Below are 26,204 nucleotides of genomic sequence, written 5' to 3' on the forward strand. Positions count from 1 at the left end.
GTCAAGTATTGAGTGCTAATTTTATATTTATTTTATTCTTCCATGGTTTCTTCCAAAATGGCAAGGCATTTTTTCATGGAAGCCTCAAATTCCTCATCATTATTATTCTGAAAAGTGATCAGATCATCCTTCACGGCCGGATCATCCAGATTCTCGGGAACGGAAAAATTGCACCCGGCAATATACTCATCCCAGTGCGCCAGTTTCCACGTATCCCGGTCGGAATTCCTTGCGATCATCCGCTGGTGGACAACCTCCGGGGATGTCTCCACCCATACCACCACCAGGGTGGCGTTCTTCTCAGCCAGCTTTGCTTTCAGCCGGTTGATATAATCCATATCCCGGATCTCTCTTGTAAACGGTGCGTTGATCAGCACGATATCATCATAATTCAATGCTTCCAGTGCAAGGTCAACCACACATTCGTACTCATAATCTCTGATGTTTTCTTCAAAGAACTGGCTGCTGCGGTCGTAAGGCTGTCCTGCCACTTTAAAAATCTGCCTAGAAAGAGCAATCAGCGTATCCTTGTCCAGATACACCACGTGCTGCAGACGTTCTGCCAGCGCTTTTGAAATAAATGTCTTTCCGCATGCCGGCGGGGAAGTTACCAGGATCAGCTTCTTTACCATAACAGTCACTCCTTTATTTCACATCTGTTAAAAATATCTGTCAAAAAACCGGAGGAGCCGGTAACTTCTGCCGGCTCCCCTAGGAAAATCAGCCTTCAATGGCAATGGTGCTCTTCTGTTCCACTGCCTTTGCTTCCTTCTTCGGAACAAACAGCTTCAGCACACCATGACGGAACTCGGCCCTGATATCCTCCTGCTCTACATTGGCTCCTACATAGAAGCTTCTGCTGCAGGCTCCGGCATAACGCTCCCGTCTGATGTAACGGCTCTCCTTCGCCTCATCCTCCTGATCCAGTCCCTTGCTGGCACTGATGGTCAGATAACCGTTATCCAGGACTGCCTGGATCTCTTCCTTCTTGAATCCCGGAAGGTCAACCAGCAGTTCATAGCCATCCGCTTTCTCACGGATATCGGTCTTCATCATCCGGTCACCCTTGCGGCCGTAAAGCTTCTTCTCCGCTTTCTTCAGATCTTTGTCATTGTAGAAAAACGGAAACGAGTCATCAAAAAAGCTATCAAATAAATTTTCTCCAAAAATACTGGGCATCATCATAAGTCATTTCTCCTCTCAAATATATATGCTTGTTTATGGTCTGCATCTGTGGGTTTTTCTATCACCCGCAGATGTTATTTCCCGGAACTGGTACCGGGATACATGTAGATCTTTTGTATCCCTTTCCTTGTTCTATGTGTACTATATCACGCATTGTTAGCACTGTCAATAGGTGAGTGCTAACTTTTTTGTGAAGATTTTGTGAACGCTACAAGCCATGCAAAATGGTGAAAAAAGACGCCCTGCTAGTTTTGGGGAGCTACTATTCTTTTTTTTTTAATCTAATGCTCTTCTACTATATGTATTTTTCATCACTCTGCCGCTTTATATCCAGCATTCGTAATTACATAAATTGCTTCGCCTTTTCTTTCAATATATTTTGCTTGTAAACAAGCATTAAGCGCTTCTTCCCAAACAGCATATTCACGTCTATCTGGATACTCCTTAGCAACTACTTCGCTACCTATCTGAATATATGTGCCTGATTCCAAATCAAAGGCTATCAAAATCTGTCCTTCTGGTACAGCTGCCGCTTTTTTAAGGAGTTGCTTCATTTCCTCTGTAATTGAGACAGATGCAATGCCGACATTCTCCTTTTGGGTTGATACATCGCCGTTTATTTCACGAATAAACTTGTCCCTTGCTTCTTCCCAAATAATATCTTCATTATCTGAAATATCAAATTCTGATTCTAATTCCCGTCTTAACTGATTCAGACGATCTTTTACTTCTGAACGATCACCATCTAACTTAATAGCAATACAGGCACTTCCAATTACACCTTTCATTTCTGAAAAATCAAAGCCTGGAAGAAGAAGTGACGTTGCATTTGCTCTTAGTACCCATGCTGCGCCCATTTCATTTAAGCTGACTGGACTTTCGTAATATTCTGGCGAATGTACGAAAATAATATGTAAGGCATAATTAAGAAACCGTTCCCTTAAAAAGTCAAAAATATTGGCTCCATTTGGTATTCCATATCCCGGAAGGGAACTACAAAAAATATCTCTGCGAGGACTTAAATTGATTGAACGAAGTAAATCCGCAATTTTTGCAACTTGATCCTTATTCTTGGAAGAATGACTTATAAATATAAGCGGTTTCTTTTTCATACCAGAAGCACCTCCTTGTAAGTGTGACAATTCTGACTCTTTTTTTTCGTCTGGATAATATCTATCAATATTTTTTCTAATAGCCTGAAGTTTTCCAACAAGCTCAATAAAATACTTTTTCTCTGTAAAACCATCCAGGCGCTTGCCACACAAATTAATAGTTTCCCATACAAAAGTGTCATGAGTTCGATCATAAATTCCCTGTAATTCCAATTTTATTTCTTGAAGCCAATTTTGAAATTCAGGCACATCACTGATCCGTTCAAATGATGTTCCCATGCCGCCATCAAACGGATGAAACATCTTTTCTATTTCTTTTCGTGAATCTATAAGTTCAATTAAGTCTTTCTTCAATTACTCTACCCCCAACGCCTTAAACACCGCATCTTCCGCACTCTGATATGGAATCAACTGAAATGCACTCATCAGATCAGCCGGAACACTTGCGAAATCAACAAATGATGTACTCGGAATTAGCACCTTCTTTGCGCCACTATCCAAGCACACCTGAAGTGTATTGGCAAGTTCATCCACCTTTATCATTGTGCCACTAATTGTTATATCTCCCAACACTGCCAAGTTGCTGACAACAGGCTTTCCAAGGGCAATCGAACAAAGCGCAATCAACGTAGGAAGTGCCAGTTTATCTGTCATGCCGATGCCCTGCAAATCCTGATAATTGATGATGTAGTCTTTGGTCGATGTACTGATAGCGCCACTGATCCGATTGCCGTTGGCTTTCAGATAATTAAATGCCGTGTTCACCGCTTCCTTGCATTTAGAATCACTGCCTAATCCTGTCCGTTCAATTTTGCCATTGCCCGGAAGCATCTGGCTTTCCAAACGGAATACACCAATCATGCCGCTTTTTCCTCTGGATACGGTATAAATCTGTCCCGGATTACACATTCCATCCGGTATCAGCTTACCGCCACCCTGTTCTGGTACGGAAACATAATGTTCTGACATATCTTCTAGATCTATATAGGAGAAGTTCACATCATAAAACTCCATACCACCCAGCTTCTTCAACTGCTCCTTGACGCGGCGACGCATTTCCAATGCAATTTGAATAATTTCTTCCAGTTCTTCTTTGGTAAACTCACCATTTGGATACATCAACTTCAGATAACCGTCTATCATACGACGAACCGCAATTGTGTCACGCTGATTCAAATTTCTTCCTAAACGGAAATAATGGTCAAATGCATCTCCATATTGCTCCTTGCGAAGTTCTCGGATGAACTCTGCCAAATAGTCACTGATAAAACCGTAATCATCGGTAAAATGCTCCGGTCTGAACTTCGGTATCTCCCATCCTGGAAGATAACAGTGCATACGATCAAGAAATGCTGTATCTGTTCCCATTTCCTGCGGAAAAGGTGCAAACAGACTGGATGTTTTCAACAGCACGTCCACACTTTGATTGATATTTCCCACAAATACCATGGACGCAGTAGCAGCTTTTTCTTCTTTGCCACGGGCAAAAGAGCCGGATGCCATGTAATCCTTCATAATCTGAATGCCATCTTTATCTTTAAACTTGATACCTGCCACTTCATCAAAGGCTACACAGTCCCATAAGCCGACCAGTCCGACCGTTTTGCGTCCCATATTGTAAAACAGGTTTGCAACCGTCGTCTGTCCACCGGAAATCAAAATACTGTTTGGTGAAATCTCTTTGTAAAGATGAGATTTACCGGTGCTTCTCGGTCCAAGCTCACAAAGGTTAAAATTATTCTCAACTAATGGAATCATACGGGTCAAAAGTAACCATTTCTCACGGTATGTAAATTCATCCGGTTCCATTCCGATAGAACGAAGAAGGATATCCAACCATTCATCTTTCGTAAAAACTTTTCGTCCCTGCTTCAGTTCATCAATATCAATGTGCGGCATCTGGATCGGTGTCAGCTTACGGATACTGATTGGTGAAATATCTTTCTGCTTTTTCTGTTTGGAACGAAGTGGATTTCCATCAATGTCCTCAATCCCAAAATTATTGTCGCCTTCAACCTCATAATCCAGCTGAACAATACACCAGATACCGCCACAGAGCAGGCGATCAAATTTTTCCGGATATTCGTCGGCAATTGGTACATTACCAACGCCCAAATTAGAAAACTCTGCAAAAAAGCAATCCTTTTTCATATCCAGTCGAACAGTCACCATATCAATGATTGTGTGACTGCCTTTTTTTACGCAGCTGAGACAGAATTTTCTGTGATTCATCCGGGCGTACAAAGTTGTCAGCAAGAATACGCTTCACATTCTGTACGCCTTTCTCTATAACAGTCTCATCATCTGAACTGCAATACTGTCCCAACAAGAACTCAAGAACATACACTGGGACATTCGCCCCTTCTTTAATTTTCTTTGTCAGGTCTTTCCGAACAATCTTACCGTCAAAGTTCTGACGGAGCTTGTTCTTTATTTCTTCGCGGGTACTTTCATCCTCTGCAAATTGCTCCATCTTTCTCTCCTCCTGCGGCATTAATTAAAAAAATCAAACTCGTCCACCGCAAAGGCGATGTCAATCTGAAATGGCTCTCGCTGTGGCATCTGTAATCCCTGTTCATCTGCAATTACTAGATAATAAGTAGCTGTATTGCTGTATTTTAGAGATTTTAGATTAAACTGACAACGGAAAGTTCTTTCTGCACCATTATCGCTGGTCTTATCTGCAATAATCTTCTGAATATCACTAATCTGCTTGCCGTCCTCATCTGTAAAGTAAACCTGATAGTTTGCAGCTTCACGGTTTGTACTTACCGCATCTTTTTGATAGAAGTTCAACGAAAAAATCATATTGCTGATTTTACGGTTTGCGGACAGTAAATTGACCGTTACCGGCTTGGTATCATATTTCTGTTTATTACGCTTGTATTCTATAGAATCATTGCGGAGATAATGATACTCAATCACCGGAACAACCATTTCCTGTAAACTGATACCACCATGCACAAAATTCATACCGCCGCCATTCATTTTGATACGAATACTTTCTCTCGGTGCAAATCCATCAAATTCTGTATTTCCGCCCAGGAATTTTACAGGCATCAAGTAATCTGGTTGCACACCCTTCTGCATAATTGCATATCTTCTGCCATACTCCACACATCGCTTGATACTTTCTTTTTTTTGTAATGTCAGAGTTTGTTACATCCACATCAAAAAAGCCTCTTTTATCTACTTTGTCCTCTTCCTTCAAAGGACTGTATGTATAAAGAAATCCATGATCTGCCGTAATTAGAATATTCGTTCCACCAAATTCATTTACAATGATACGCACAAGATTCTTCAATTCTGAAATTGCCTTGTCACACGCAGCAAAAACTGCAGTATCCGAAGTGTGGCTGGCTTCATCAATGGTATCGTGGTAAATATAGACCACATCCATACCTTTTACCAAAGCACTTCTTTCCGCTCGTTTCATAGCAATGATGTCATTATACTTTAAGGCCACGCTTGCTGAATCTTTTGTTTTCAGAACCTTGTCCCTATAAGTACTTGCCGTAGACTGTCCATCTGCCAAAACCGTCAAAATATCGTTCCGAACCTCTACTGTCAGTTCTTTGTGCGGCAACAAAGCTGCCATACCAAACTTTGTAGTAGAAGGGAAGATACTCTGCATACTGCTGATAGAAACCTTACTTTGCGTTTCTCGCTGAAGCTGATCTGCCATCGTAGCTGCCACTTCATAACGCATGGCATCTGAGATAATTACAAATACTTTCGTATCCGAGGTTTGAATACGGGAACGGTAAAAATCCTCCTGTTGCGGTACTTCCAGAACTTTACCGTAAGTTGCCAGTTCATCCGCACATACATCTGACCAGTTGTTGCCCAACTCACCTAAGAACCAATGATTATAGAGTCCTTCCACTTTATCGACAACGTGCTTGAATAGATCATCCAGCAGAATATTGGAAGTCTCCAAACTCTTTTGAAAACTAAGATGGAATAAACGGTAATAAGTATCCATCTGATAGTAACTCTCTGTATATTCTTTCCAGATACTTTTCGCTTCTGCGGTATGGAATCCGGCAGAATGTTCCTTAAAGAAACTTTGCATATTCGCCACTTGTAAGATACCGTCATAAAAATTCTCAAATGGCTCATACCATACACAAGTTCTCCGTTCTTCAACGGTATCCGTAATGGTATCCACATCAATGATATGGTCACTAATCTCTGTCATTATCTTTGTCAGAATCACTTCATTAATACACGGAAAGCACTCTGTTCCTACCAAATCCTCTACTGCCAGCTTTTCAAAGCGCTGATGCAGATGAGCTTCATCCTCAACATAACGTGCCACATCATATAATTGCGGAATGTTATCACTATGAAGCCATTCAGAAATAAAATCATAGCAATATGCCTGATGTGGTATGGAAATAAAACCGTCCAGTCCGGCAAGATATTCCTGCCGCATGGTACGGGTCGCCGCGGTTAAAAGCAGATGAATTGCCAACCGCCCAAGGTCTGGTTCTTCCTCCACAAATCCGCATCTCTGACGAACCATCGCCCAAAATGCTGCGTCTGCATGATATTTTACAAGATCCTGATAAACCGTGTTATTATTCAAATCCAGTCCCGCCTGGAACACACTACGGAGAATCATATTAGGCTGTGCATCTTTCAATCCACAGATTACCGCCATGACAGCCATGTGTAACTGTGCCGGTGTTTCCGGAACTTTATTCTGTGTACTGACTTTCAAACGACGGTCTTTCGCATTGAAATAAGCACGATAATTTTTAACCTGTTTCCTCATTGCCGGATTTGATATAAGTCCCATCTCATCCATCCAGATAGAAATCAGATCCGCCCGAAACTCTTCGCTGTAAAGCTCCACATCCAGAAGCCAGTTATCATCAGGGCGGTTATAGACACACGGACTGTAAACCAGATAATTTGTGGTCAAATCATCTACTGAAAGCAGTTTTTTTACAGAAAACGCATTATTTCCAGTCAGTGCAATCACCTTTGCATTTTCCAAAACCACTTCATCCAGCTTATCCTCAAATTCCTTATCTTCATCGTACCAGAAAATGATACGACGCTGATAAAACTCAGGAAGAGGTGCAGCAAACCTGCGATTTAAATCTTGTATTATTTTATCTGTATCCATGCTGTCCTCCTACCTTATAATTTTCCAATTTGCTTTTCGTTTTGTTCCGCTCTGTACCAATCTACCTTTTTCCTGTAAAGAAGCAAACATTCGAGAAACCGTTCTTTTCGATATACCTATTTCTTCCGCATAATATGCCTGTGTTGCAGACGGATTCTTCTCTATAATCTGCAACAATTTTTCTATCTGCGTCTGTTCCTTATTAAGTGGCACTTCAGCGCCATTAGTGCCATCATCAGCGCCACAATTAACGCCATTAGTGTCATTTTTAGTGCCATTGGCGTTAATTATGGCGTTATTGGTATCAACCTGACCTCGATAAATATTGATACGCAAATCAACTTCGCCACCAATAAACTCCGGCTCCCGCAGTCCGGCAGCTTTTACTTTATCAATAATTCTCGGAATACCGCTTCCCCAATGCTCAATCAGGTTCATATAAGCAAACGCATGGGCAAGGGCTTCATTTCTGATTTTGGAATAGCCTTCTTTCATACGCTCCATCGTTTGTCCCATTGGCAGCTTTCCTGGAGAAGTAATTTCCAATCGGTTGTCATATACCGCAACCTGTATCGTACCATGATCCAGATAACTACGATGTACCATGGCATTGATAATCAACTCACGAATGGCATCCGGTGGAATCTCATAAACATCCTGCCGATAAATTCCCACAATGGTAGCACCCAGATGAATATTTCTCAGAACAAACTGAAATGCTTCATCTATCTGCTCCCAAAGCGGACCGGTATATTCTCTACGGTCAACAAATACCGCTTTCGTTGTACCTTTGAACACACCACATTGCGTTGCAACATGAAGTCCTCCGTTGCCTGTCAAAATAGCAAAGGCATTGGACGGATAATCTTTTCCATCACGCTCAATCAAAACACCCCAGGAACGCAGCTGCTGTCTACCGACATCTTTGATGTATGCTTTCTGTTCCTCAGTATGTGCGTTTTTGATTGCCTGCTCCTTCATAGCTTTGCAAAGAGCATCAATATCTTCATCCGTGATATTCAGTCCTGTACACAAAACCTGATCGTAGTAGCGGTTACTGCCCTCAAACAACAGCTCCTTGACCATATACTCATCGGCAAGGCGGGTGGTTCCGGCAACACGGACATATACACCGCCATCTCTGCCAAGGGCTTTGATATAATACGGACGCTGTCTGCCCTCAGAAACCTCTACCACAATGACAGTCTTACCATTAACCGTCTGTAAAGTAATATCCGGGATAATTGCCGGTTCACAGCTGTCTGATACGGCATTGGCAATGGCATCCATTTTCTTGAATACATCTTCCTTGTCAAAGCCAACAACCTCTCTGGTTTTATCGGCAATTCCGAAAATGATTTTTCCTCCAGTTCCATTTGCAAAGGCAACCACAGACTTCATATATTTGATGCTTTTCTCCGGCAGGTTCTCTTTGAACTCTACATTCTTCGATTCTCCTGCAAGAATTTCTTCTATGGTCATCATAACACCTCGCTCTCTTTGGTAGCATTCGCCACCCGATTATTTTAAGTCACTTTCTGTTTCCGAAGAATCCGCTTTTTCTACTATTGCTGATAACGCTGATTTAGCAGAAATGATTGCTGTAATATCACTAATATCACCAATATCCAATTCGATATGATCTATATTTTCATCACCTGGCGTAAATACAAATCTTACTTCCTGCTGATAGCTATACGAATCACGTTTCCAAAAAGCAATATTCCACATTCCTGCAAGCAATGAAATTAACATATTCCCGCCATCAATAGTTGGATCATAGTATTGAACTGGCTTGAAATAAACTTTATAACCTGCTTGTTCAGCCGCAACTTTTACCCTACGAATAAATTCATCATGGTCTAAAACGATCAATGCCGTATCGCCAAATGAAAGCATTTTTTCTTTTTGTTTATCTGTAAATCTAAATTTTTCTTTCTTTGGATTTACACCAAACATACAGAAAACGAAATCGTTTGATTCAGATGTTTTTAACAAATCATCATTAACTGCAACTGTTTCTCCAGTATCAGGGAAATAGATAGTAGCTTCGTTAATATGAATCATGGCTTCATACTTGTCGCCAACTTCACAATCACCGGTTTCTTCTTCTCTTTTACGATAATATCCAAGAGTTTTCGCATAAATTTTCCCCGCTTGCAAACTTTTAATCTTGTCTGCATCTTGAAATTTTATTAGTGGCATTCCTTTTGCTTGAAAATGAAATTTTTCTCCCTTCGAATCTCTCCCTTCGTTGTTAATTGATATATTTTCACGTCTACATAAGTAATTTAACTTTTCAATTCATCATAAAATCCCTTATAATCAGGATATTTTTCTTGCATATGTATATAATCTCTTATTTCCTCAATGCCTAAAATATTTTCCGGTGGAACATCTCCCACTGTCATTCCTGTAAATTTAAATTCATAATCAAAGCCAAAAATATCTTTCATTATGTTGTATTTGACTATTTCAGCAATTAAACTATTGCGATCTGTCTCATAAATATCATCTAATTTAACCTTAAATGTTATTACACATGGAGTTCCCATAATCCATAGACGCTTATAAGGTTCTTCTTTATACAGATCCCTATCCATCGCTTTCAAAGACCATCGCAAAATTTCGCCCCCTAAATTGACAGCAAAATAATTTAATTGATCATTCTTATATACTTGACTTTTATCAATAAAAAAGTGTACCGATTTTGTTTTGGATTGTTTGTTACAATTCCACAAATAATATACATGTGAAAAAACTTCTTCTATTTTATCTTCATCTAAGCCTATATCGACAAGGAGTTTTCGTAATCGCCTCTCTCCAGCATTATTTTTCCCTCCAGCAGTCACAAGACCATGTTTCCAATATTCATTCTCGTCTAAAATACGCGCACAATGACATACTACAATTTCTATATCCATATTTTCTTTAACAAAATCAGTAACCAACTTCGATTCACCAACTCTAATCCCCTGCAACTGATGTTCAATTTGCCACCCCTCTTCAATGTTATTCGTATTTACTTTTCTTAGAATCATCTTTTCAAATTCAGTTCCCCAATTTTTCAATTCTTTTGGGAACGTGTTCGGATTGTCAAAATCAATCATTTTGTAGCACCTCATCACGAATAAATACCAAACTCACATTTCAGTTATTGGCAATTTTCCAGAAACTTCTCTGTATATTCCAGTCTTAATTCCTCTACAAGATACAGATCACTCATACAGTGCATATCAGAAACACCATCTCGCATTAGCTGATAAACTTCAGAATGATAAAATAATCCCAATGCCTCATCCAGAGAAAGTCCCTGCTGTTTGGCAAAGCACTCAATGACACGGGCATATTTTTTCTGAAGTAAAATCGGGTTTGCAGTCATCATACGCAATCCCTCCTTACTTTATTTTAGCCAAAACATCCTGGATAATTGCATAATTCTTCTTTACACCATCGTCCAGATCAATGGAAATCATCTGATCGGCAAGGTGATGAATCTTTTCCTCATAGGTTCTGATTTCAGTATCCTGTGCCTGCAAGGTGGTCAGCTTTTTGTTCAGCTTCACACGCTCGCCAGTAGAAGCATTGGCAATACGTTGTTCCAGATCGGCAATGGCAGTGCGATAACGAGCCTGCTGCTCATGCACATAGTCGGTACGGATACGGGCAATGGTGTCCGGCTGGTAGCGGTGCATATAGATCAGTGCCTTGAAGCCATTCTTTTTGCCGCTGTCAAACAACCAGTAGATCGGACGTTTCTGATACATCTTGCAATGGTCGGAGTAAAAGTCACTCAGGAAATAATTCCGAATCACATCCTTCGGCTGACCCTTGCCGCCGAGAGCATCCGCAATGAATTTCAGGTTTTCGTCCAGCGTATCTGCACCATAAACCGTTTTCACAAACTCCACGAACAGACCGACGATATCATCCTCGAAGTATTCATCGTCGCAAATCGGGATAATGTTATCCTTATCCGCAGCGAAAGAAGCGTACTTGCTGTTGTCCCATTCGCCACCTACATAGGCAAGCCCGTCCACATCCAGAGAGTAACGACCAAACATACAACCAACCGCATAGGAAATGAAAGAGCGAATATCTCTACCAAGGTCAGCCTTGCGGACAGTAACATCCTTATCCTCAACCTCTGGTGTCAGCTCATCCTGCAAACCATAAATGTCAATGAAGATACGGTTCAGTTCTTCCTCATTAGCTTTCAACTGGTTGAAGCGGTCATCACATTCAGTCTGCCACTGGTCAAAGGCTTCGGCAATGGTAGAAACTTTACGAAGTAATGGATGGTGCTGGAAATCCCATGAAGTTTCAAAGGAATCCCAATCATTCTTTGACATTTGTAAATTTGCTGATACTATAATATTTACTTCGCTTTCTCTATTCAATATAAACGGGATATTAGGTATATGTCCGGTACTATAATGAAGTCCTTGACATATTACATTCAAAAAGGTTTGCGCCACATTTGAATTTAAAAGTCCAAGCAAATACTTCTCATCTCCTGTATAAAAGCAGGTTGGACCAGCAGCATCAAACACAAATCCTTTATCCACATATCTCGCACAATATAACGCTGTTGATAAATCGTTCCATGTAATTCCACTTTGAAAATAGTATTGCCTTGATGGTAGATGATTTCCCATTGTTAAGAGTAAATTATAATTTGTATAATCCATTTTTATAACATACTCTCTATTTCCAAACCATCTTCTAAATGATCCCCCTTTATTATATGGTACAAACAATTTTTTACTTTCAAAAAATTGTTCTTGGCTTTCAATACTAAATCCAATTTTTCCATACTCAACTTCATGCCAAAAACGCAAAAACAAATCATTATTTCCCGTTGCGATTCCCTGGCGACAGTCAACAGCACTTCCAAGTAAATGTGTATTTGAAAAATGATAGCCAATTTTCTCACTTATCCAATATGCAATAATATTATCAACCATGTGCAAATAATTATTTTGATGGCAGCAATATATCAACTCTTTATTATTATAATTTTTTATCTTCTCTTGCGAATCCGATAACTCAGTTAATTTTTCAAATTTTCCAATATAATCAAACAGATGGGACTTCCTAATTACAAATGAAGCCGTCTGTACAACTTCTCCACCAATATCTTCAAATGCCCTTGCTCCTAAATGCAACACATTTTCCAATGTATAGTTTAATAATTGTAATCGTAAGGATTGATAACGTGAAAGGAACATCCAAGAATGCATCGTTATCATACCGATAAATCCATTCTTTTTTGTTAATTCCATGTTTTTCTGCATAAATACAGAAAACATATCATTTTTACCATCGGCATACTGCTTTTTTACATATTTCAGTAAAATAGCCCCCATATTAGAACTACTCATATATGGCGGATTCGTCACAACCGTATCATACTTCTGTGCTAATGCCTCTGCTACCTGCACCAACGGCAGTAATTCTCTCAATACCGTATCACGGGACATATGTATATCTTCCGTAATCTCTGCAAAACGGTCATACAGCATCGACCAATCCTGCGGTGTTACCGTCAGAATCGAGCCGTATTCCTTTGCATCATGTAATTCTTTGATGATAGTATCCATAGCGGCTGTGAGCTTCATATCGCCATTACAGAAATAATCTACTGCAAATTTGTCTACATGGTTACTCTCCACAATAGCATATACATGTGGCTGAATGCCACGTCTGAAAAAGCGTCGGTCATACTGACGGGCTTTCATCATTACCGCAAAATAAGCCAGCTGTGCCGCACGGTCATCAATATCCAAACCATAAAGATTATTCTCCACAATGCTTGCCACTGCTTCACGGGTGGTATAGCCGTAGGATTCATAAATCTTCATCAGCACATCAAACATATATGCAAGAATATGACCGGAACCAGAGCAAGGATCAATGACCTTCAGCTGATCTGGTGTCAGTGCGGCGTATTCCTTGCGAATCCCGGCAAGCTGTGCCTGCACTTCTGGCTCCTGCTCGGCTTCTTCCAGATAGTAGTGCCATTTGGTATCTTCCGGGTCACGGTTTCCGGCAACATAGGCAGACTGTTCTTCCTCTGTCGGCAAAAGCTGTTCTTTTACATCCGGGTGTCCCTCCAACCACAGGCGACCAAGGCTGTTCTCTACCATGTAGCGAACAATCCAGTCCGGTGTGAAAAGCTGGGTTGCTGCAGGGATGTTTTCTTTTGTGATTTTCACATTCTTTTTCAGTGCTGTGAAAACGTCATCCTTTTTCTCACTGTTATAATACTGATACAACCAGCCGATGATCTGGACAGCATCCTTCCAATCATCCTCCGGTATCAGCTCAATCATCTGCTGAATGACGCTGCCTTCACGGAGCAGATTGTCCGGCAGAAGAAGCTCGGTGTAATCTGCAATCTTCTGGAACATTTCTGGCAGAATCTTATTCAAGGCGTTACACTGCACGATCAGCAGATATTTATACAGTTCTTCGGTCTTTTCGGCATCTTTCAGTTCATAGACCTTTTCCATATCCAGTCCATCCAAATCCAAATGAATGGCTTCGGTTATAATCTGCGGCTTAAAGTTGTTTTCCTCGTCCGTGAACACACGCACATGAGAAGGAAGATAGCCATTGACTTCCATGAATCGCAGAGCAGAGAAGCGGTTGAACCAAGTGTAGGCAATCTCCTCCATGACCTGCCTATATCCTTTATCGTTAATCTCAGCAATCAAAGCCTGACGCTGTTTCTTTTCATCGGCAGTGAGGACTTTGCCGCCAACACTGTCCGCATTGGCATCCTCAATGTTGTCCTCTGTGATACCGTATTCCACACCTTTCAGGGAAACACGGGCGATCAGCTCTGTTCTTGCCCAGACAGCAAACTTTTTTATCGCATTTTTATCCATATATCATTCCTCCGGCTCCATAATAACTGCTTTGCAGGGATTCTCCTCCGTTATCTTTGTTCCAGCTGTAACCGTTATTTCTTTCATTGGAATTGCGTACTCAAAATCAAATTGCATATTTTCTATTACAACTCCCATTGATGGATTCTTTAATCCGACAGGAACTAAATAATATTTTCCTGTCTTGTTATACATATCTAAAAACTGATCTCTATTACCTGATCCGTTATTTTCATCCATCCACTGGTAACGTGAAACCGTTGCCAAAAGTAGTTGTTGCATTTCTATTCCGCAATTATTAGCTCGACTAATGCTTTCATCAATATTTGCGCCTATATGCAGAAAATATCCTTTTCCATAATTTCTGTCATACGATTCATATATCCAACATGACTTAGGAAACGGTGGAACAATATAGTCAACCTTCAAAAAAGTATCTGCGAATGCCATATCTTTGTATTTTTTCTTCCACTCTTTGAAAATTTCTTTACCCACTGAGTAATTTGTAAAAAACAAGCCTATGGCAGGTGCATCTCCACCCCAAAAATATACTGTTCCTCTCCACTTTGCAACATTCCACTTTTCAAGGTTAATTGGTGAAGAAAAGAACATTGTTTTTCGCTTCTTTTCCGGTAATGGTTTCAACTCACCTAATGGAGGCTTTTTACTATTGGTAACACCCCTAAAACGCCAATACAGCCTTTCATATTGTCTTTCATCCGAAAGATTATAATATGTGTATGGTTTCAGCGGTGTGGGTATATACTGCTGATCATCGTCATCAAAAAATGCCGCAATGAATTTATTTGTTTCTGCTGCTGAATCATATAACATTTGATAAACAATATTAGCTTCCCAAACCACACCTTTACCTTTTTTGTCAGAATAGAGTTTTCGATTATACGTTTCTTCGCACAAGACAAGAACAAATTCTGACTCCGTTATTTGATGTTCCATCCACCGTGGCCATCCTTCAGAAGGTGCTTCCTCATACTGATCTATCATTGCATCAATGCCTTCTGAACGTAATCTATTTGCTAACTTTAATACTTTATCTTCATATGCTTGATTTTTATGTGCATACGAAATAAATACTCTTGGGTTATTATCCATATTTATCTCCTAATTTTCTAAACCACTATCGTATCTCTGATATTTGCCCGTATTGCAAACAATGGAACTGGCAGTATTCCCTTTACCTTTTTTTGATCAACACTATATGCTGTCACTTGACATTTATCAAAGTGTTCCTTTTGGCAATGCCATTCCAAAGCATCTACTTCCTGATCTGACAAAGTATATATGATATTATGAAAAGGTAATATAATCCGATCACTTTCAGCTATATGGCAATCTACTAATAATTTCTTCTTGTGGCAAATCACAAAGCTCTCCAAAATAAAAGGCTTTTCTCCCACATTAAAGATTTCTATTCCATGTTCAGATGGACTTTCTTTTACACGGTATTCCTTTTCTGTCAGTTCATCATCTGGTGTAGACACCATTTGAAAGCAGAGCTTCGGTCTTTCCCTAAAAGTAGTAGTCAGCTCATTCAATACCCAGCCAATGACAACTCCGATAACGCCAATCCCTGCACTTATTAGTTCTATCATGGTTTGGCTCTCCTGTTAATTCAGCTTAATCTCGTCGCAATTCTTCAGCAACTGTTTCAGCTGAGAACGAATCTTCTCTACATAATCATCAATATCCGCATCCGTCTGTAAGGTCTTTGCCTGAAATACAACCTGACGGTTATAAGCACGGACAACCTTTTTCTTTGCGGTCGCTTGTTCTTTTTCCAGGCTGTGTCGGCTGCACTGGCGGCTTCGGTGCAGGCGGAGCCAGAACAGTCTCGATATTGCTGACGGTATCATCCTTGTACTGGCACATCGGCAGGAACATGGCATCCAGAAGGGCAAGGCTCTTTAATTCTGCGATTTTCTCCTTGCACTGACTGAAATATTTATCCGATTTTTCAATCAGATGAGATGCCTTGGAATCGCCGTTTGCGGCAGTGTGGGTTGCTTCCATACACTGACGAACCGTTTCCAGAACCTCGGCACGTTTTTCTTCCAGCATCTTATCATGGGCAGTACGAACCGTATCCATCAACGGATTCAGTTCACGAATCCGGTTATAATTGAACTTGCTTCCGGTCTGAACAATCGTAATCAAACGAATGGTATTCAGCGCTTTATGTGCTTCCTCATTTTCTGCAATACGGTCGAGATCGTCGTGCAGAGATTTTTCAAACTGCACTGCCTGGTCGAATACTGTTACCTGGGTCTTGAAAAAGTTTTCAATGCCGTTGCTCATGGCTTCCTTGTTATCGAAAAGAGCATCCTCTTTTTTCAGTACACGCTCAATCAGAGCAATATTGTCTTTCTTCTGAGAAAGTACATCATCCATCAGATGAATAGCTTCCTGCACCAATGCACGATCCGGATATTTATGTCCATCATAACGGGCATCCAGAGAAGCATAGTAATCACGCTGTTCACTGAATTTCTCAGTCACAAAGCGAATCAGACCATCTTCATCATCCGGTACATCCATAACATCGAAATAATCCCGGAGCATTGATTTCACATCACGCATCATCGTTGCGGAAATGGTTTTACGCTTGCTGATGGAAGTCTTACCAATCTCACTCTTTTTACGGAGCATATCCGGCAGTTTCGGGTCATCCGGCTGAATGGTATTGCCTGCATACTTGATGGTTACTTTCTGGGAATAAATCAGCTGTGCCGCAACCGCAGCAATGTCGATTTCTTTCCAGCCATACGGAATCGCACTGTATTTGCTTTGCACATCTGCCATAGACGTCGGCAGCTTTTTCGCATCCTGCATTTCCAGATATTCTTCCATAGCAGAAGCAGCATCACGGTTCGGTTCCATGCCCGGAAGTGCTGTTACCGCACCTGTCAGAATCGCAATAATATCTGCGTCACTGCCTGCATTATCTGTAATCAGGTCGAGCTTGCTATACACATGAGCAACCAGATATTCAAGAGACTGGTCAATCTTGCTCTTGGCATTTCCGGCTTTGATTTCCAAATGCTCACCATCTACATAGAACTGTGCCCCTTCAATAGCATTTTGCAATTCGGTCATAGCGCTCAGCTCATATTTTCCGGCTTCGTCCTGCTGATCGCTGATGATTTTCTGCACAGTTTTTGGAAGCTGGCTTACGTTTCTCTGCTTTACATACTTCCGAATCTTCATGGCGGATTCCAGAGATTCATAGTAAGGCGTATCAGCCAGAACAACAATTGCTTCGTTGCCTTTGGATTCTGCCATCAGACGATAATCTGTTTTTTCAATGGCATCCGTTGCCACGGTTAGGAAACGCAGACGCATACCGCCTGTTGCCACACCAACCGTAATGCCGTCAACCATCTGATCGAAAGCAAAGTCATATTTTCCATAACGGAACTTCTTAGTTGTGAAAATATCGCCGTAAATCATCTGGGCGATACGCTCTACGATAGATGCGGTATCCACATTGGTATCTCGGATTTCACGCTGAATGTCCTGTTCTTCATCAGTCAGGAAGTTATAGGTGTCGCCGGTTCTGCCGATATAGTTCTGGCTCATCAGACGGTCAAGGCATCCACGGACAGCTTCACGCATAATAATCTTATCCACACGAATATCGTCCGCCATAAGGATCACGATATTGTCCAGATTAGAAGGAATATCATCAATATATCGAATCAAGTACAGAAGTTTCAGTACATCCACATCCTGCTGTTCGATGCCGTCCCCATTGTCAGCAGCTTTCTGGCAACGCTCAATTACTCGGCGAATAGAACCGTCCAGGAAAGTATGTACGGTATCGTAAAAACGGAAGAATGGAACAAGTGCGTATTCATCCTTCTCCTGAATTTTCTGTGCAGCTTCCTGGAAACCGGACAGCATGGAACGCTCACCACCGGACAGGTGTTTACCGGAATTTCCGTGTTTTCGGATTTCAGCAAATACTTTCTGCATGATAATAAACTGATACGGCACGAATGGGAAGTTCTCTGTAAATTCTCTCGGACCGGAGTAGCCTTTAATGTCCAGAATAGAGCCACTGAAGCTGAATAGGTTACGAAGGACAGAATCATTCTGCTCATAAACACCTTCCAGGTCTTTGGCTGCTTCTGTTTTCTTTTTTAGAATACGCTTCTGGATGACTTCATCCACGGAGGAAGAAGATAAGCTCAGTCTTGTTTTGAAACGAGCCTGGATACGGGAGAACTCATCGGCACGAACTTTGATGATTTCATCAATGGCTTCCTGTCCGGTACAGATCACCCAGATCTTACCTTCGCACTCACTTCCGATTTTCTCGGTCAGAGACTGGAGGTTCAAAAGCATATCGGTATCCGTACCAACATACTGACCAACCTCGTCAATCATAAACAGCAGACGGAAGTTGGCAGGCTTGGTATCTACATAGGCTTTCATATCTTCCACAAGCTGTGCGATAGAAATTTCTGTTGCAGTTTTATCATTGAACCACGTCTTGGCATCGTCCTCACTCATATCCAGAACTTCCATCAGTGTCGGGATGATGAACTTTCCATTGAAAGCAAAGGCACGGCGCATTTCAAGCCAAGGCTTGCCTTTCTTTTCTTCAAAAACTCTGCGGAACTCCTCTGTCTTACCCTGCTGGTCAATATAACGCTCCATCATGGCAACTTTCAGATTTTCACCGTAAAATCCCAGATGGTTGTAGAACATCTTTGCAAAAACACGAAGTACAGCAGTCTTGTCTTTATTGCTGAATCCCTCAATATCAATATTAAACAGAATTGTCTCCGTTGTTCCCTTTGTAGCACGGTCAATCAGCATAAAGGTTGCCGGATCGTCCTCAAACTTCTTACGAAAACGTTCTACACTCCGAATACCTTTTACCTCTTTATTTTCCAGAAGGTAGGAAAGCATTTTCAGAAAGTGAGATTTACCACTTCCAAAGAAACCGGAAATCCAAACACCCATATCAGCCGTAGGCTGGTCAAAGGCATCCCCATAATAGTTGAAGAAAGTGATGAAGTGTTTCTTCAATTCTCTGGTAATGACATATTCATTTAACTCCTGCTCGATTACATCATCAGCAGCCTGATCTACTTTAATTACACCATTGATTTTGCGGTTAATGTCATCCGCAAACATATCTCGAATCATCATGGCTTTATCCCCCTTAATCTATGACATTGAATGCCCGATAATAATCATTTGGTGTCAAACGGTTGAACAGTTTTACATGACGACCATCAAACTCCCCCGGATACATCACCAAAATCGGAACATCCGAAAAATACGGTTGCAAGGCTTCCAGTAACGTATGGATTCTCATAAACGGGAATACCTCGCCTACACCTGTCAGCATCAGCACGTCACCCAGTTCGTGTGGCTCATACTGGATTTTTTCAATAAACTCTCCATTGCCGATTGCAGAATTAAGCTGCTCCAAAAGATAAGCACTCCCGTCAGCTTCTTCCATATCGGGAATCGCATCTGTGATGTCCATATCATCGCAGATAGAGAGAAATGTTTTATATAAATTACAAACGATCAAATGGCAATCTAAGAACTGATCGGTTTCCAGCTGATTCACAAAATGGCGGACAACCATTTCATTCTCCGGTTCATAACAGAAGATTCTGATATTCACCTCATTGCTGAGTCCTTTGCCTTCCAGGAACTCCGGTTCCTGAATCAATGCCCGAACTTTGTCCAAGCGCTCTTTTATTTCACTCATCGGGTTACCTCCTACACAAAGCAATTAAACGCCGGCAGTACCGCCGTGTCGCCATTGCTTCTGATGGCATTCTCTAAAATAGGATGCAGCCATACTGGATTCAAATGATCTGCCTTGAGGTTGTCGAGATATTCTGTTTCGACAAGCACTCTGGCAATAATCTGTTTTAACTTTGTTATCGTACTATCGCTCCAGGAAGCTACGGTATCATTTTGTTCCTGTAAACGCATAAAAAATGTATTCAAATCTATTTTACCAAAAGACGTGTCCCTTAATCTGTACTTCTCACCAATGATGGTCAGCATAAATTCCCAAACCAGTCGACTCTGCTTCATCAATGCATACAGACAAATCTGTTTTGCCACATCCGTCGGCTGTGACGCAATCGCAGAAATCAGAGAATCATCTTCTAGCGCATGGAGTCGTTTGATACAGGCTTTCGCCATGCGTGTGATAGATTTTTCCGTTGGATACTGGAAAAGATTCTGCTCTACAATTTCTTTAACAATCGTATCATCGGAAATTCCTTCTGACATAAGCTTTGCAGTGGAACGCATTTCATAAAAAAGGAACGGCTCTCTGGTCAAAGATGCAATATAAGGATAAGAATGATCCATGTTCCCGCACCTCCTTACTGCTCTTCTTTTTTATCAGGAACAAATTCCATGATATCTCCCACATCACAATTCAAAGCAGAACATATCTTTGACAGAATCTCTGTACTTACATTTTCATCTTTTGATAATCGAGACATCGTTGTTGTACTAACTCCTGTCATTGCACGCAAATCTTTCTTCATCATTTCTTTATCAATTAACAATTTCCACAATTTCTTGTAACTAACTGCCATTTTTTCACCTCAATCTTATTTGCTTGAAATATCTGTTCACATGGTATTTATCATCATATCATAAAAATGCGTTTCAAACAATCTAATCTATCAAAAATCATAATTCAATTCCGAAATATCGCATTTAAAATCACAAGAAGCACAGCTTAATAAGACAAGCTGAAAGTACAAGCACATCTTAATAGCAACGGTTTGTCCAGTATGGGATTTACCATATCTGGTTTTCCTATTTTCTGATGTCCGGAGATAGAAATTTCCTATGACCTGATTGTCCAAAATTGGACTATCCACCCTTAGGCACTTCTATTCTCTACTTAATCATTTTCTTCTCCTAATGGAACTTCCCGGATAATATATTTGGTATCGCCATAAAAGCCATACTCATTACGCAATCTATGACGTTCCACATATCCATGATGCTCTAATTCCTTAATTGCAGAACGAACAGAATCAATCCCATCTCTGCTCAATGTTGCCAGTCCTTGCATATTGTAATTCCAGTCATCTGGCAAACTTAACATCAGCGATAATAGACCTTTCGCTTTCAATGTCAGATTCTTATTCTTGAAATGATGATTACTCATTACCGTAAAATTCTTAGTTCTCTCTACACGAAAAATCTGTGCCATGCTCCCATCCTCCTTTCCAGTTCAAAAGAAAAAGACGCAAGCCATATCTTATGACTCACGCCTTACTTCGCTCACAATATTCTATTTTTATCAGTTACCTGCCAGATTAGTTACTGGCAATCCTTATACATAAATCAATTCCTTGAGAATAATCTCTTCCGCAATCGCTCTGTGTTGATTAGCAGCTCTTACCCATGCCATTTGATCTGCTTTTTTATCCGGCAGTGGTTCTTTTTCTTCCAGTTGCTTCAGAATCACTTCTTCCCGTTCTCTTGCTGCTTTATCTACTTCCAAAAGGTGTTCTCCAATTGTATCCTGTAAAAGCATCACCTGATAGGTTGTATTTCGATGGTTTTTCAGATAATCTCTGCGAAGAAAACCATACTTGCCAAGCTGCTCCATCTGCTCACCGGATTTATAGATGAGATTCGGGATCAGATATCCATTTACATTCGTATACGTTACATAAACAGGACATTCGCAATCCGCTTTCGCTACTTGCTCATGAACGCAGTTGCTTCGCTGCCTGCGTTCATTTTATTAGCACTCTCCATTTCTCATCATTTTTTGACCACAAATTTACGACATTTACGACAAATCTGACACTGCTTTACAATACCAGACAAAATGACTGATGCCCCGGAAAGCCTGTAAAACAGGCACTTCCGGGATACACAAGACAGGACAAAAATCGACTTCCATTATCAAGAGGTGCGTGCTAATAATTTTGTGAACGCCAGGAAGCATGAATATTTGCATATGATTCAAAATGTTTTATGGAAAGTCCAAAGAATTACATGGACATTTTTACAATTTCCCGGATTTCCTCCTTCGTCAGCACCCGATAACCACCTTTCAGGATGATCGTACCCTTCACGATATCCTCGATCATATCTTCTGTCGCGCCAATCTCAGAAAGAGACATGGCAAGTCCCAGCTCCCGCATCCAGGCTTCCATGGCGCTGAGCCCTTCCTCTGCCACTTCCCGGTCAGATTTACCGTCGGCGCTTACTTCCCAGACATTCTTGGCAAAGCGGGTAAATTTGGGCAGGCCCGCATCCAGGATGAACCGATAGTAGGGAAGGGACACGGCTGAAAGGGTCATGCCATGGGTAGCATCTGTGACAGCCCCGGCTGCCTGACCGATCATATGTACCATCCAATCTGTCTTTTTGCCCTTTGCCACCAACGTGTTCAACGCCCAGGTTGCCGTCCACATGATATTGCTTCTTGCCTCATAATCCTCCGGATTTTCATTGGCGATCCGGCTGGAATGAATGAGAGAACGCATCAGTCCCTCACTGATGTAATCACTGGTGTTGTCATCCTCCCCTGAAAAATACTGTTCACAGATATGGCTGAAAATGTCGTAACAACCTGCCACCATCTGACGGTGAGGAAGGGTCATGGTGTACCGGGGATTTAAGATGGCAAACCGGGGCATGATCTTCTCATCCCGGAATACATGGCAGATCTTCATCTTGCTGGCATGGTCGGTGATGACCGCACCGGCATTCATCTCAGAACCTGTTCCTACCATCGTCAGTACACATCCCACCGGCAACGTCTCACAGCTGGGTTCTTCAAACTTCACATAATATTTTTCCCACGGATCCTCATCGCAGTTGACAGCGACAGACACAGCCTTTGTGTAATCACACACGGAGCCTCCGCCCACAGCCAGCAGAAAATCTGCCCTGTGCGCTCTGGCAATGGCAACACCCCTCCCGCAGCTTGTCAGATGTGGGATTGGGCATGACACCGGAAATTTCCGCCACCTGCTTGCCCTCTGCTTTCAGTATGTCCATGACTTCATCATAGATGCCATTTTTCTTAATGGAACCGCCGCCATAGACGAGTACCACATTTGGGCCGTATTTCTTCAGCTCTGTACCCAGCTTGCCCAGCGCCTTTTCTCCAAAATATAATTTTGTTGGATTACAATATGAAAAATTTCCTAACATTCTTTTTCTCCTTTTGAATATTTTCCGAATCTGCCGGATAAGCAGAAAAACCTCCAGGCAGGGTAAGCCTCTGTTACTTCTCTGTCTGAAGGTTTTCATTTATATGTTACATTTGTTATCCTGGTGTTTCAAATACCGGGATCAGAAATGCAGTTCTGTTCTCTGGATCAGGTCTTTCTGCAGTGCATCTCCCAGCTCTACGAAGTATGCGCTGTATCCGGCCACTCGAACAAGCATATCGCGGTAGCTGTCGGGATCTTTCTGGGCAGCCCGCATCGTATCTGCGCTCATGATGTTGAACTGCACATGCATCGGGTCATTGGCCAGATAGCCGTCCACGAAGCTTAACAGGTTGTCTCTTCCCTCCACACCGGTCACTGCGTTCTCCGGGAAACGAACGTTCAGCAGCGTACCGTTGGGTGCCAGGCTGTGGTCCACCTTGCCGACAGAGTTTGCCAGAGCGGTGGGGCCCTTGGTGTCGTGAGAACCGGCCTCGGTATGTACCGGTCCCATGTTATCAGAGATGGCCTCTCCCTTCTTTCTTCCATCCAGGGAAGCATTGGTGCCAAGACCCATGGAAACGTTGCCGCTTACAGAGTAAACGCCCGGGTTGAACTGGCCGCCGCGGATGGTCGGTCTGCCGATCAGTGTCTTACAGTAGCACTCGAAGATGAATTTGAACAGATCATCTGCGTAATCATCATCGTTGCCGTAGTGATGCACCTTGGAGCTGTTGATGAGCTGATGAAGTACCTCATGGCCTTCCCAGTTATCTTTGATCGCCTGGAGAAGCTCTGCACCGGTGTATTTCTTCTCATCAAATACCAGCTGCTTGATCGAGACAAGGGAGTCTGCGCAGGTAGCCACACCCAGTGCCTGGGGTCCAATGCCGTTGTATTTTGCACCGCCTGCGGAAAGGTCTACGCCCTTCTCCAGACAGTCTTCGAAAAATGCGGATACATACGGCAGCGGCTTTCTCTCTCTGTGTGCCCGGTCAATGACATTCAGACATGCACACATCTGATCCAGCCAGTACTCAAACTGCTTCTTCACGCTCTCCAGCAGCTCATCCATGTTCTTATAATCTGCCAGGTTGCCGGTATCCGGGCCAAGATGCTTGCCCAGCTTGCCGCATTTCTCCCATCTCGGACACTGCTCTCCGCAATCCAGACATCTGCCGCCGTTTAATACCATTTCCATGAATTTTGCGGTATTGATGTAAGCAGCGTCATGCCAGCCATACTCTTTACCGGGGATAGAAGGCTCAACGCAGCCAACGATTGCATAATCTGCTGCCTCCTCTGCCGGCACGCCCTTTCTTGCAAATGCCTTGATCGTAGGCGCATCGTTGAAGATCTTCGGATGGCCATATCCGGCACGGATACACTCGATGGCCTTTACCTTTACCTCATAGGGGGTGCCCTCATGCATTCTCACTAGGAGCCACGGGCACATCATTCTTGTATGGACAGATGCATCCAGCATCATCATGGTCAGGTCGTTGGTCAGGTCGTTGCCGTCCTTATCAGCGCCGCCGATGGTCAGACATTCGCCGCCGAAGCCACGGCCCTGACGGACTTTTGCAGTACCGCCGTCTCTGACCTTGGTGGGGTTGTTCATCTTTACGAAGGTAACCTCCAGAAGCTCCTGTGCGAACTCCTTGGTGATCTTGCCTTCCTTGATGTCTTTCTCATAGTAAGGATACAGCCACTGATCCATTCTGCCGTAGGAGATGGAATGTCCGTTGCTCTCAATCTGGGTCATGGTTGTGGCAAAGTTGAACAGCTGCAGTGCCTGCCAGAAGCTCTGTGCCGGGCCGCCTGCGATCTGGTGACAGTTGTCAGCCATGGCAAGAAGCTCTTCTTTTCTCTTCGGGTCAGCTTCTTCTGCTGCCTTCTCCCGGGCCAGTGCCTCGTATCTTGCGATGTATTTCTTTGCTGCTTTATGGCAGATGAGAACAGCGTCGTAGAACTCTCTCTTTACTGCAAAATCAGGATCCTTCTTGGTGAGCTTTGTAAGGCCTTCCTCGGCTCTTCTGATCATGCCGTCGAAGCCTTCCTTCATGAGACGCTCATAATCCATGACCAGATGGCCGATGCCGCCGTAGTGGTACAGGTTTGTCTGGAAAATCTTCTTGCCCACCTCGGAGCCCTTCTTCATTTCCTCATCCATGTACTCGTTGGCCAGATCCTCAACGGTCTTGCCCTTCCAGTAAGCACACAGCTTGATGAACTCCTGTCTGTCCTCTTCATTTGCAAAATAGTGCTGGTCATGTTCCCGCTTCTCGAAGGGCTCATACAGTGCCTCGTAGAGCATCCAGTCGATGGAAAACTCCGGGTACTGGGGGGATGCCTTTGCCGGTGCACAGATCTCGCCCAGGATCAGCTCCTCATCGTAGATTCGAAGAGTTGCGTTCAGCAGGATCTTCTCAAAGGCTTTCGCACATTTGATCTTGGTCGTTGCTCTCTCATTTTCCTGATAAGCCTCTGTCACGTTGCGGAAACGCTCCACGTCAATCAGGTACTCCCGATCCAGGAATGCTTTTCTCAGATGGTTGACACGGGGATACGGGGACCAGTCCTTGTGGCCAACCTGATATCCGATACAGTAGTTTTTGTCATACGGATCTACGCCGCGTGCTGTGGTGTGTACTTCGCTCATCGTTCTCTCTCCTTCTAAAAA

Annotated in this window: 17 protein-coding genes and 3 pseudogenes; all 20 read right to left on the reverse strand. The window is 42.4% G+C overall.

The window, feature by feature from the left end; translation table 11 throughout:
- Window positions 1–32 precede the first annotated feature (32 nt).
- Window positions 33–632 (reverse strand): AAA family ATPase, encoded by a 600-nt coding sequence (locus tag RJD28_13785; GenBank protein WNV57332.1) that lies wholly within the window; start codon window positions 630–632, stop codon window positions 33–35.
- Window positions 633–720: 88 nt separating this feature from the next.
- On the reverse strand, window positions 721–1,185 hold the full coding sequence (locus tag RJD28_13790) for an Hsp20/alpha crystallin family protein (protein ID WNV57333.1): 465 nt from the start codon (window positions 1,183–1,185) through the stop codon (window positions 721–723).
- Between the two features lie 311 nt (window positions 1,186–1,496).
- A complete protein-coding gene (locus tag RJD28_13795; GenBank protein ID WNV57334.1) occupies window positions 1,497–2,651 on the reverse strand; it encodes a toll/interleukin-1 receptor domain-containing protein in 1,155 nt (384 codons plus the stop codon).
- Window positions 2,652–4,770 (reverse strand): annotated as a pseudogene (brxL, locus tag RJD28_13800) (protease Lon-related BREX system protein BrxL).
- A gap of 20 nt (window positions 4,771–4,790) precedes the next feature.
- A pseudogene (gene pglZ / locus RJD28_13805) lies at window positions 4,791–7,434 on the reverse strand (BREX-1 system phosphatase PglZ type A).
- A 9-nt stretch (window positions 7,435–7,443) separates the two neighbouring features.
- Complete coding sequence (locus RJD28_13810) at window positions 7,444–8,916, reverse strand: ATP-binding protein (protein WNV59629.1); 1,473 nt, start codon at window positions 8,914–8,916, stop codon at window positions 7,444–7,446.
- Window positions 8,917–8,955: 39 nt separating this feature from the next.
- A complete protein-coding gene (locus tag RJD28_13815; protein ID WNV57335.1) occupies window positions 8,956–9,639 on the reverse strand; it encodes a hypothetical protein in 684 nt (227 codons plus the stop codon).
- A gap of 86 nt (window positions 9,640–9,725) precedes the next feature.
- A complete protein-coding gene (locus RJD28_13820) occupies window positions 9,726–10,544 on the reverse strand; it encodes a hypothetical protein (GenBank protein ID WNV57336.1) in 819 nt (272 codons plus the stop codon).
- 44 nt (window positions 10,545–10,588) lie between these two features.
- Window positions 10,589–10,816, reverse strand: coding sequence for a DUF3791 domain-containing protein (locus tag RJD28_13825; GenBank protein ID WNV59630.1), 228 nt, complete (start codon window positions 10,814–10,816; stop codon window positions 10,589–10,591).
- Window positions 10,817–10,832: 16 nt separating this feature from the next.
- The gene (pglX, locus tag RJD28_13830; protein ID WNV57337.1) at window positions 10,833–14,327 is read right to left on the reverse strand and encodes a BREX-1 system adenine-specific DNA-methyltransferase PglX; all 3,495 of its coding nucleotides are present in this window, start codon (window positions 14,325–14,327) and stop codon (window positions 10,833–10,835) included.
- Window positions 14,328–14,330: 3 nt separating this feature from the next.
- Complete coding sequence (locus RJD28_13835; protein WNV57338.1) at window positions 14,331–15,440, reverse strand: SEFIR domain-containing protein; 1,110 nt, start codon at window positions 15,438–15,440, stop codon at window positions 14,331–14,333.
- A gap of 17 nt (window positions 15,441–15,457) precedes the next feature.
- Complete coding sequence (locus RJD28_13840) at window positions 15,458–15,940, reverse strand: hypothetical protein (protein ID WNV57339.1); 483 nt, start codon at window positions 15,938–15,940, stop codon at window positions 15,458–15,460.
- Window positions 15,941–16,079: 139 nt separating this feature from the next.
- Complete coding sequence (gene brxC, locus RJD28_13845; protein ID WNV57340.1) at window positions 16,080–19,505, reverse strand: BREX system P-loop protein BrxC; 3,426 nt, start codon at window positions 19,503–19,505, stop codon at window positions 16,080–16,082.
- Window positions 19,506–19,518: 13 nt separating this feature from the next.
- On the reverse strand, window positions 19,519–20,079 hold the full coding sequence (locus tag RJD28_13850) for a DUF1788 domain-containing protein (GenBank protein ID WNV57341.1): 561 nt from the start codon (window positions 20,077–20,079) through the stop codon (window positions 19,519–19,521).
- Window positions 20,080–20,090: 11 nt separating this feature from the next.
- Window positions 20,091–20,696, reverse strand: a complete 606-nt coding sequence (locus tag RJD28_13855) for a DUF1819 family protein (protein ID WNV57342.1) — start codon at window positions 20,694–20,696, stop codon at window positions 20,091–20,093.
- Between the two features lie 14 nt (window positions 20,697–20,710).
- Window positions 20,711–20,929: a helix-turn-helix transcriptional regulator gene (locus RJD28_13860; GenBank protein ID WNV57343.1), complete on the reverse strand. Its 219-nt coding sequence runs from the start codon at window positions 20,927–20,929 to the stop codon at window positions 20,711–20,713.
- 314 nt (window positions 20,930–21,243) lie between these two features.
- Window positions 21,244–21,558, reverse strand: a complete 315-nt coding sequence (locus tag RJD28_13865) for a helix-turn-helix domain-containing protein (protein ID WNV57344.1) — start codon at window positions 21,556–21,558, stop codon at window positions 21,244–21,246.
- Window positions 21,559–21,681: 123 nt separating this feature from the next.
- The gene (locus RJD28_13870) at window positions 21,682–21,996 is read right to left on the reverse strand and encodes a TnpV protein (protein ID WNV59631.1); all 315 of its coding nucleotides are present in this window, start codon (window positions 21,994–21,996) and stop codon (window positions 21,682–21,684) included.
- A gap of 355 nt (window positions 21,997–22,351) precedes the next feature.
- Window positions 22,352–23,522, reverse strand: a pseudogene (locus RJD28_13875) (iron-containing alcohol dehydrogenase).
- Between the two features lie 141 nt (window positions 23,523–23,663).
- Complete coding sequence (locus RJD28_13880) at window positions 23,664–26,183, reverse strand: formate C-acetyltransferase/glycerol dehydratase family glycyl radical enzyme (protein ID WNV57345.1); 2,520 nt, start codon at window positions 26,181–26,183, stop codon at window positions 23,664–23,666.
- Window positions 26,184–26,204: the final 21 nt, after the last annotated feature.

The organism is Oscillospiraceae bacterium NTUH-002-81 (assembly GCA_032620915.1).
Classification (GTDB): domain Bacteria; phylum Bacillota; class Clostridia; order Lachnospirales; family Lachnospiraceae; genus JAGTTR01.